This window comes from Promicromonospora sp. NPDC060204 (assembly GCF_042728455.1).
Taxonomy (GTDB): Bacteria; Actinomycetota; Actinomycetes; order Actinomycetales; family Cellulomonadaceae; genus Promicromonospora.
The window spans coordinates 1-9,438 of sequence record NZ_JBHWZO010000245.1 but is presented as its reverse complement, the minus strand read 5'-3'; the positions used below and the strand labels follow the sequence as shown (position 1 = coordinate 9,438).

The 9,438-nt window shown below is 73.4% G+C and carries 8 protein-coding genes; 7 read left to right on the top strand and 1 reads right to left on the bottom strand.

Annotation, left to right across the window (positions count from 1 at the left end; translation table 11 throughout):
• Positions 1–7: 7 nt before the first annotated feature.
• Positions 8–1,702 carry an ABC transporter substrate-binding protein gene (locus ACFWEJ_RS23550; RefSeq protein ID WP_377231612.1) on the bottom strand — a complete coding sequence of 565 codons (1,695 nt, stop codon included), beginning with the start codon at positions 1,700–1,702 and terminating at the stop codon, positions 8–10.
• A gap of 319 nt (positions 1,703–2,021) precedes the next feature.
• Between ACFWEJ_RS23550 and ACFWEJ_RS23545 the strand changes: the two genes are divergently transcribed.
• The 7 genes from ACFWEJ_RS23545 (at position 2,022) to ACFWEJ_RS23515 (ending at position 9,348) form a co-directional block, all read left to right on the top strand.
• Positions 2,022–2,702, top strand: coding sequence for a GntR family transcriptional regulator (locus ACFWEJ_RS23545; RefSeq protein ID WP_377231611.1), 681 nt, complete (start codon positions 2,022–2,024; stop codon positions 2,700–2,702).
• Between the two features lie 76 nt (positions 2,703–2,778).
• Entirely contained in the window at positions 2,779–3,993 is a 1,215-nt protein-coding gene (locus ACFWEJ_RS23540; RefSeq protein WP_377231610.1) for an NAD(P)/FAD-dependent oxidoreductase, read from the top strand.
• Positions 3,990–4,352 (top strand): (2Fe-2S)-binding protein, encoded by a 363-nt coding sequence (locus tag ACFWEJ_RS23535; RefSeq protein WP_377231609.1) that lies wholly within the window; start codon positions 3,990–3,992, stop codon positions 4,350–4,352. Before ACFWEJ_RS23540 ends, ACFWEJ_RS23535 begins: the two co-directional genes overlap by 4 nt.
• Positions 4,349–5,833 (top strand): FAD-dependent oxidoreductase, encoded by a 1,485-nt coding sequence (locus ACFWEJ_RS23530; RefSeq protein ID WP_377231608.1) that lies wholly within the window; start codon positions 4,349–4,351, stop codon positions 5,831–5,833. Before ACFWEJ_RS23535 ends, ACFWEJ_RS23530 begins: the two co-directional genes overlap by 4 nt.
• A complete protein-coding gene (locus ACFWEJ_RS23525; protein ID WP_377231607.1) occupies positions 5,830–6,756 on the top strand; it encodes a dihydrodipicolinate synthase family protein in 927 nt (308 codons plus the stop codon). Before ACFWEJ_RS23530 ends, ACFWEJ_RS23525 begins: the two co-directional genes overlap by 4 nt.
• A gap of 71 nt (positions 6,757–6,827) precedes the next feature.
• Positions 6,828–7,829, top strand: coding sequence for a proline racemase family protein (locus ACFWEJ_RS23520; protein WP_377231606.1), 1,002 nt, complete (start codon positions 6,828–6,830; stop codon positions 7,827–7,829).
• Positions 7,830–7,854: 25 nt separating this feature from the next.
• Positions 7,855–9,348 carry an aldehyde dehydrogenase family protein gene (locus ACFWEJ_RS23515; RefSeq protein ID WP_377231605.1) on the top strand — a complete coding sequence of 498 codons (1,494 nt, stop codon included), beginning with the start codon at positions 7,855–7,857 and terminating at the stop codon, positions 9,346–9,348.
• Positions 9,349–9,438 lie beyond the last annotated feature (90 nt).

Below are 9,438 nucleotides of genomic sequence, written 5' to 3'. Positions count from 1 at the left end.
TCATGGATCAGCCCTTCTCGGGGTCCTTGAGGCCGACACCGACGTAGTCGATGCCGCCGCTCGCGGCGTTCGCCGAGGAGTACAGCCCGGTGACGTTCTCACCTGGGAGCAGCACCGTCTTGGCGACCATGAGCGGGACGATCGGCGCCAGCTCGATGATCTGCTCGTCGAGGTCGCCCCACTGCTCGTTCGCCGCGGCGATGTCGGTCATGGCCCCGATCTCGTCGATCTTGGCGTTGACGTCGTCGTCGTTCAGCTGGGCGAGGTTGTTGTTGCCCTTCTCGTAGATGTTGCGGCCGTCGAACAGCGGCGGGATGAAGGTCGCCGCCGACGACGCCCAGTCCGGGCACCAGCCGGTGATCGCGGCGTCGTGCTGCTGCGACGGGGTGCCGATGGTCTCGTAGTAGGTGGACGTGTCGATCAGGTTCAGCTTGACCGTGATGCCGATGCGCTCGAGTGACTGCTGGATCGACTCGGCCTGGGCCTGCATCGACTCCTGCGAGCGGATGTCGAGGGTCAGGGTGAACCCGTCGGACAGGCCGGCCTCGTCGAGCAGCTTCTTGGCGGCCTCGACGTCGCCGGTGCCGTCCGCCGACGGGTACAGGTCGAAGTCCTTGTGACCGGCGACCGCCGGCGGGATGATCGTCGTGGACGGGGCGCCGAGCTGCGTGCCGCCGCTGGCGTTCACGATGGAGCTGCGGTCGACGGCGTAGCTGATCGCCTGGCGCACCCGGACGTCGTCGAGCGGCGCCTTGGTGGTGTTCAGGCCCATGTAGGTGGTGCAGATGCCGTCGAACTGCAGCACGCGCTCCTGCAGCTGCGGCGTCTGCAGGCGGGGGAGCGTGGCCGGCTGGATGTTGCCGGCGATCGCGTTGACGTCCGCGCCCTGCCCGGCGATGAGGCGCTCGTCGATGGTGGCCGGGTCCAGGCCGATGGTGAACTCCCAGCCGTCCGGCTTGGCGGCGCGCACGTCGTCGGTCGCGGCGTCCCAGTTCTCGTTGCGCTCGAGCTTGATGGTGCTGCCCGGCACGTACTCGGCCAGCTTGTAGGGGCCGGAGGCGACGATCTGGTGGATGAACTCGTCGCCGGCGCCGCTGCCCTCGGGGAACGGGGTCGCGTTGACCTGGGAGACGACGGCGTCGAACTCGGGGAACGGCTTCTTCAGGTGGAAGACGATCGTCTTCTCGTCCGGCGTCTCGATCGTCGGCAGGTCACCCGTCTTGTACGGGCCCACGTAGTCCTCGGGGGCGTCGATGACCTGCTTGAGGTACGGGGAGCCGATGCCGAGCTCCGGGTCCCAGGCCCGGGAGACGCCGAACTTGACCTCCGCCGAGGTGATCGGGTCGCCGTTGTCGAACTTGAGCCCGTCCTTGAGCGTGTACGTCCAGGTCAGACCGTCGTCGGACACCTCGCCGAGGGACTCCGCCAGGTCCGGGACGATCGCGGTCGGGTCGTCCGCCGAGCCCGGCGCGGACGTCGTGAGCTGGCGGTAGACCAGCCGGTAGAAGTTGTTCACGCCGCCGTCCCAGCCGCGTGCCGGGTCGAGGTAGGAGAAGTCGGCGTTCTGCAGCACCTGCACGGTGCCGCCCTCGGCGGGCTCGGCCCCGAAGCCGCCGCCGCCCGAGGAGGAGGCGTCCTGGCTGCCGCCGCCGCACGCGGCGAGCGCGAGCGTCGCGGCGACCGCGACGGCTGCTGTCGTCATCCGATGGAACTTCACGATGTGGCCCTTCGATCAGTGACGCGGGTGCGTCGGGTGGTCTGCGGTACGGCCCCGGCGCAGCCGCTGTCGTCGTCGACGCGGCCAGGCCTTCGATATGTGATGCGTGATATGTTACTGAGACCCTACAGGGATGTCGATGGGGTGATTGTAAACGTCGCGTTTCGGCGGGATGACGCCAGTTTTGGCGGGCGAAAGACCGGCGAGCCGGCCCTCGCTCAGGTACCCTCTGGCGGCATTGACGACGGGTTTCCTGTCGTGTGTAATATTCTACTGTCGAAGCCTGACACCCCTGGAGAGCACCATGAGCTCAGTTTCACCGACCCCGTCGGTCCGTCGTCTACCGCCGGTCGCGAGCCTGCGCGAGCAGGTTCACCGCGCCCTCGTGGCGGCGATCGTCGCGGGCGAGCTGGAGCCCGGCGAGCTGGTCTCCGTGCCCACGCTGGCCGCGCGCTTCGACGTGTCCGCGACCCCGGTGCGCGAGGCCGTGCTGGACCTGGAGCGGCGCGGCTTCCTGGAGGCCGTGCGCAACAAGGGCTTCCGCGTCACGCGCGTGAGCGACCAGACGCTGCGGCACGTCGCCGCCGTCCGGCTCGTGATCGAGCCCGTGTGGATGGAGCGGCTCGCCAAGTCGTTCCCCGTGGGGCAGCTCGGGGAGTTCCGGGCGCTCGCCGACGAGATCGTCGAGGGCGCGCGCACGGGCGACCTCATCGCGTACCTCCAGGCGGACCAGGCGTTCCACCTGCGGCTCATGGGCCTGCTGGGCAACCCGGTGGCCGGCGAGATCGTGGCCGACCTGCGCGACCGCGCGCGGCTGCTCGGCCTCTCGACGATGGTCGCGGGCGGCACGCTGGCCGCCTCCGCCCAGGAGCACCACGAGCTGCTCGACCTGCTCGCGGCCGGCGACGGCCCCGGCGCCAAGGCGCTGATGGAACGGCACATCGGGCACTCGCTGGGCACGTGGGCGGGCAAGCCGGAGGACTGAGCAGGACGGCCCGGCATCGGGCCGGCAGAGCAGGGCAGACACAGTGCAGGACGACGGAACGACGGAGGGGGTGGACGTGGCAGCGGACGTGGTGATCGTCGGCGCCGGGATCGTGGGCGCCGCGTGCGCGCGCTCCCTGGCTCTGGCCGGGGCGAGCGTCGTGGTGCTCGACCGCGGGGCCGCGGCCGCCGGCACCAGCGCGCACGGCGAGGGCAACCTGCTGGTCTCGGACAAGGGTCCGGGGCCGGAGCTGGTGCTCGCCCAGGAGTCGCTGCGCCGGTGGACGGCGCTCGCCGGGGAGCTGGCCGACGAGCTCGGCCCGCGGTTCCCGTCGGTCGAGCACGACGCCAAGGGCGGGGTGGTCGTCGTGGCCTCGGACGCCGGTCTGGCCGGGCTGCGCGAGTTTGCCGCGGGGCAGCGCGAGGTGGGCGTCGAGGCCGTCGAGGTGACCGGCGACCAGGCCCGCGAGCTCGAACCCGACCTCGCGCCCGGCGTCCTGGGCGCGATCCACTACCCGCAGGACGCGCAGGTGCAGCCGGTCGCCGCCGCCGAGGCGCTGCTGGCGTCCGCGCGCCGGGCCGGCGCCGTCGTCCGCACGGGGGTGGAGGTGACCGGGCCGCTGCTGGGGGCCGACGGGCGCCTGACCGGCGTCGCCACCACGCGGGGTGACGTCGCCGCGGGAGCGGTGGTCGTCGCGGCCGGGCCGTGGTCGGCGGACGTCGCGGAGCGGCTCGGCTCGTGGGTCCCGGTGCGGCCGCGCCGCGGGACCGTGCTCGTGACCACGCCGATGGCGCAGCGCATCCACCACAAGGTGTACGACGGCGACTACTTCGCCGCCACGCAGTCCGCGGGCGCGGAGCTGCAGACGTCCGCCGTCATCGAGTCGACGCGCGGCGGGACCGTGCTGATCGGGTCCAGCCGGGAGCAGGTGGGGTTCGACGAGCGCTTCCGCGCCGAGGTGCTCGCCCAGATGGCGCGGCGCGCCGTGACGGTGTTCCCGTTCCTCGCCGAGACCAACGTGATGCGCTCCTACCTGGGCTTCCGCCCGTACATGCCGGACCACCTGCCCGTGATCGGCGCCGACCCGGCGCTGCCCGGCCTGTGGTTCGCGACCGGTCACGAGGGCGCGGGCGTCGGCCTGGCGCCCGCGACCGGCGACCTGATCGCCGCAGGCCTGCTGGGGACGGAGCCCGCCGTGGACCCGCGCCCGTACGCGGCGGACCGCTCCACGCTCCAGGCCCTGCGCCCCACCCCGGTGTCCGAGAACGCCCACGAGGGAACACGACCATGACGTCGAGCCGTATCCCGGCCGCCGCCGACCCGGTGCTGCCGGGTCCCGACCGGCCCTTGACGATCTGGGTCGACGGCGAGCCCGTCACCGGCACGGCCGGGCAGACCATCGCGGGCGTCCTGCTGGGCGCGGGACGCCGCCAGTGGCGCTCGACCGGCCAGAGCGGCGCACCGCGCGGCGTGTTCTGCGGCATCGGCGTGTGCTTCGACTGCGTCGTGGAGGTCAACGGCCTGCGCGACGTGCGGGCCTGCCTGCGCCGCGCGCAGGACGGCGACGTCGTGGCGCGGCAGGGTGAGCCGTTCGGCGAGCCCGGCGCAGGGCGTTCGGACGAGCACGACGCACCGGGGGTGACCCGATGAGCGGGGTGAGTGCAAAGCACGTCGTCGTCGTGGGCGCTGGCCCGGCGGGCCTCGCCGCCGCGCGCGCCGCCGCCGACGCCGGGGCGCGGGTGACGGTGCTCGACGCCGCCGACGTGCTCGGCGGCCAGTACTGGCGGCACCTGCCCGCCGAGCGTCCGGCCGGGCGCGAGCACCTGCTGCACCACAAGTGGGACACGTACCGCGCGCTGGCCGACGCCCTGCGGGCGCACCCCGCGGTCACGGTGGTCCCGACGGCGCAGGTGTGGTCGCTGGAGCGGGTGCCCTCGCCGGAGCGGCCCGCCGGCGTCCGCCTGAACGTGTTCGTCGGGGAGCCGGACGGCGTCGGGCGCGAGGCCCGGACGTTCGAGCCGGACGCCCTCGTGCTCGCGACCGGCGCCCACGACCGGACCCTCCCGTTCCCCGGCTGGCAGCTCCCTGGCGTCTACTCGGCGGGGGCGGCGCAGGCGCTGGCGAAGGGGGAGCGGGTCGCCGTCGGGCGCCGCGTCGTCGTCGCCGGGGCCGGACCGTTCCTGCTGCCCGTCGCCTCGTCGCTGTTGCGGACCGGTGCCACCGTGCTCGGCGTGCACGAGGCGAGCCGGACCGGCTCGTTGGCCCGCGGCTGGCTGGACCGTCCGTGGGGGCTGGTCGGCGCCGTCGGCAAGGCCGGCGAGCTGGCCGGATACGTCGGCGAGCTGGTGCGCCACCGCGTCCCGTGGCGTCCCGGCGAGGCCGTGGTCGCCGCGCACGGCGACGGCCAGGTCGAGGCCGTGACGATCGCCCGGCTCGACGCCCGCTGGGCGCCCGTGCCAGGGACGGAACGCCAGGTCGAGGCCGACGCCGTCGCCGTGAGCCACGGGTTCACGCCGCGCCTGGAGCTGGCGATCGCCGCGGGGTGCGCCCTTGCGCCGAGCCGGTTCGTGGTCGTGGACGACACGCAGGCCACGTCCGTGCCGGGCGTGTGGGCCGCCGGAGAGATCACCGGGATCGGCGGGGCCGACGCGGCGCTCGCCGAGGGCGCCGTCGCGGGCACCGCCGCCGCCGGGGGCGACCTCCTGTCCGGGACCGCCGGCCGTGCGCTCCGGGCCCGCGACCACGCCCGCGGCTTCGCCGCCCGGATCGAGGCCGCCCACGGCATCCGCGGCGGGTGGGTGCGCTGGCTGCGTGACGACACCGTCGTCTGCCGCTGCGAGGAGACCACCTTCGGCCGCGTGCGCGAGGTCGTCGAGCTGACCGGGTCGCACGAGACCCGCTCCGTGAAGCTCACCAGCCGCGCCGGGCTCGGCCCGTGCCAGGCCCGCATGTGCGGCCGCACGCTCCAGGAGCTGCTCGACGGCGACGGGTCGGACGGTGCGCCCGGCGTCGACCGCCGTCCGCTCGTGGTGCCCGTGCGGCTCGGCGACCTGGCCGCGCTTCCCGCTCCCTCTACTTCACTTCCGACTGCTTCTTCCCACAGCATCGCAACCACAGGAGACCTGACATGAACCAGCGATTCGACCTCGGCGGCGTCATCGTCGCCACCACGCTCGCCTTCACGCCGGACGAGTCCGCGCCCGCCGGGCTGGCCGTCGACTACGAGAAGTTCGCCGCGCACTGCGACTTCCTCATCGAGAACGGCTGCCGCGGCGTCGGCCCGAACGGTTCGCTCGGCGAGTACTCCTCGCTGACCGACGACGAGCGCCGCAAGGTGATCCAGACCGCCGTCAAGGCGGTGGACGGCCGCGGCCTGGTCGTCGCCGGCGTGCACGGCGTGGGCTCGCACCAGGCCAAGCACTGGGCCGAGCTCGCCGCCGAGGACGGGGCCGACGGCGTCCTGCTGCTCCCGCCCACCATCTACCGCGCCAACCGCGCCGAGGTGATCGCGCACTACGCCGCCGTGAACGAGGTGGGCCTGCCGATCATGATCTACAACAACCCGATCGACACCAAGGTCGACCTCACGCCGAGCATCCTGGCGGAGCTGGCCCAGCTCGAGAACGTCGTGGCGGTCAAGGAGTTCTCGGGCGACGTGCGGCGCGTGCTGGAGATCAAGGAGCTCGCCCCGGACCTCGACGTCATCGCGGGCGCCGACGACCTGCTGTTCGAGTCCCTCGTCGCGGGCGCCGTCGGCTGGTTCGCCGGGTACCCGAACGCGTTCCCGCGCGAGGCCGTGGAGATCTACACGCTGGTCACCGAGGGGAAGATCGACGAGGCGCGCGAGCTGTACCGCCACCTCGTGCCGGTCTTCCGCTGGGACTCGCGCACCGAGTTCGTGCAGGCCATCAAGCTCTCGATCGACATGGCCGGGCAGAGCTACGGTGGGCCCACCCGCCCGCCGCGCGGCCCGCTGTCCGCGGAGCACGAGGCACAGGTCCGCAAGGACACCGAGGCGGCGCTCAGCTACATCGCCTCCCGCAACCCCCGCTGAGTGCTGGCTATTTGCGCGATCGAAAGGATTCGACAGCGCAAATGTCCAGCACTCAACGAGAAGGAGGAAGCATGCGTTCTAGCAGGACCATCACCGCCGTCGACTCGCACACGGAGGGCATGCCGACGCGCGTCGTGACCGGCGGCGTGGGGCCCATCCCCGGCGCCACGATGAACGACAAGCGGCTGTACTTCATGGAGCACATGGACGGGCTGCGGCACTTCCTGATGGACGAGCCGCGGGGGCACGGCGCGATGAGCGGCGCCATCCTGCAGCCGCCCACGCGGTCCGACTGCGACTGGGGCGTCGTCTACATCGAGGTGTCCGGGTGCCTGCCGATGTGCGGCCACGGCACCATCGGCGTGGCCACGGTGCTGGTCGAGACGGGCATGGTGGACGTCGTCGAGCCGGTCACGGAGATCCGGCTCGACACGCCCGCCGGGCTCGTCGTCGCGAAGGTCGCCGTCAGCGACGGCCACGCCGACGCCGTGACCATCGAGAACGTGCCCAGCTTCGTGACCGCCCTCGACCAGGAGGTCGAGGTGCCGGGCTACGGCACCGTGCCCTACTCCATGGCGTTCGGCGGCAACTTCTACGCCCTGGTCGACCTCGACGACCTCAAGCTGCCGTTCGATCGCGACCGCCAGCAGGACCTGCTCGCCGCCGGGCTCGCGATCATGGACGCCATCAACGAGACCGCGATGCCCAAGCATCCGGTGCTCGACGGCGTCGAGGGCTGCCACCACGTCGAGCTGATCGCCCCCGGCTCGGATGCCACGCTGTCCCGGCACGCCATGGCGATCTACCCGGGCTGGTTCGACCGGTCGCCGTGCGGCACCGGCACGTCGGCCCGCATGGCCGAGCTCTGGGCGCGCGGCGAGCTGGCCCTGGACACCGACTTCGTGAACGAGTCGTTCATCGGCAGCCGGTTCGTCGGCCGCCTGGTGGGGGAGACGACGGTCGCGGGCCTGCCCGCCGTCCTGCCCACGATCACCGGCCGTGCCTGGGTCACGGGCACCGCCAACTACCTGCTCGACCCGAGCGACCCGTTCCCCACGGGTTTCGTGTTCTGACCCGCTTTCTTCGATGAGGAGCCCCATGACCGCCACCGCGGCGTCCGACCTTGACCGCACCGTCGACGACGTGGCCCGCCGGGCCACCGAGGCCTTCGCCGGGCTGTCCCGGGCCACGCCCGCGACCCGCGCCGACGGCCTGCGCCGCGCCGCCGCGGCCCTCGGCGACCACGCCGACGAGCTCGTCGCCACCGCCCACGTGGAGACCGGCCTCGCCGAGGCGCGGTTGCGCGGCGAGCTCAAGCGCACGCAGGTGCAGCTGCGCTTGTTCGCGCACGTCGTGGAGGACGGCGCCTACCTCGACGTCCGCATCGACGAGGCCGACCCCGACTTCGTGCTCGGCCCCCGCCCCGACCTGCGCCGCGCCCTGTGGCCCGTGGGCCCCGTGGTCAACTTCGCGGCGAGCAACTTCCCGTTCGCGTTCTCCGTGGCGGGCGGCGACACCGCGGCGGCGCTCGCGGCGGGGTGCCCGGTGATCGTCAAGGCGCACCCGGGGCATCCGTGGCTGTCGGCGCGGGTGGCGACGCTCGTGGCCGGCGCGCTCGTCGAGGCCGGGCTGCCGGAGGACACGCTCCAGCTCGTCGCCGACCAGGACGCCGGGGTGGCGCTGCTGGAGCACCCGGCCGTGCGGGCCGCGGCCTTCACCGGTTCGCAGCACGTGGGGCAGCTCCTGGCCGCCCGGGCCGCCGCGCGGCCCGAGCCGATCCCGTTCTTCGGCGAGCTCGGCAGCGTCAACCCGGTGCTGGTCTCGCAGGCAGCCCTGGACGAGCGCGCGGACGCGCTGCTCGCCGGGTTCGTGGCGAGCGTCTCCGGCTCGGCCGGCCAGCTCTGCACCAAGCCGGGCTTCCTGCTCGTCCCGGAGGGCATGGCGTACGACGCCGCCGTGGTCGCCGCCGCGGCCGACGTCCCCGAGCACCGGCTGCTCAACCCGTCGATCGCCGACGGCTACGAGCGGCGCGTCGGCCAGGCGCTGGCCGTGGACGGGGTGCGCGTGGTGCGCGCCGGCGACTTCCGGCGGGACGACGACGGGCAGGCCTGGGTGACGCCGACCTTCGTCGCCGCGCCGCTCGACGTGCTCCGCGCCGCCGGACCCGCGCTGCTCGACGAGGTGTTCGGGCCGTTCTCCGTGATCGTGGAGTACCCGGCCGGGACCGACCTGGCCGGCGTCGTCGGCGAGCTGTTCCCCGGCAACCTCACGCTGACCCTGCACCTTGGGTCGGGGGAGACCGGCGCGGAGCAGGGCGCGCTCGTGGCGGCGCTGGGGCGGCACGCCGGGCGGGTGCTGCTCGGCGGCTGGCCCACGGGTGTGGCGGTGACCCCCGCGATGCAGCACGGCGGGCCGTCGCCCGCGACGACGACGGACGGCACGTCGGTCGGCACCGCCGCGATCGGCCGGTTCCTGCGCGGGGTGACGTTCCAGGACGCACCGCAGGAATTGCTGCTGGCGCCGCTGCGCGACGACAACCCGTGGGGCGTGCCCCGCACGGTGTCGCCGCGGGGTGCGTCGGCGCAGTGGTGACGTCGGCGGAGTGGTGACGAGTTCGGCAGTCTGCTGAGCACGTCTCGCCTGGTCGGCAGTTTGCATCGAGGTCGGCACAGGCCTGTGCCG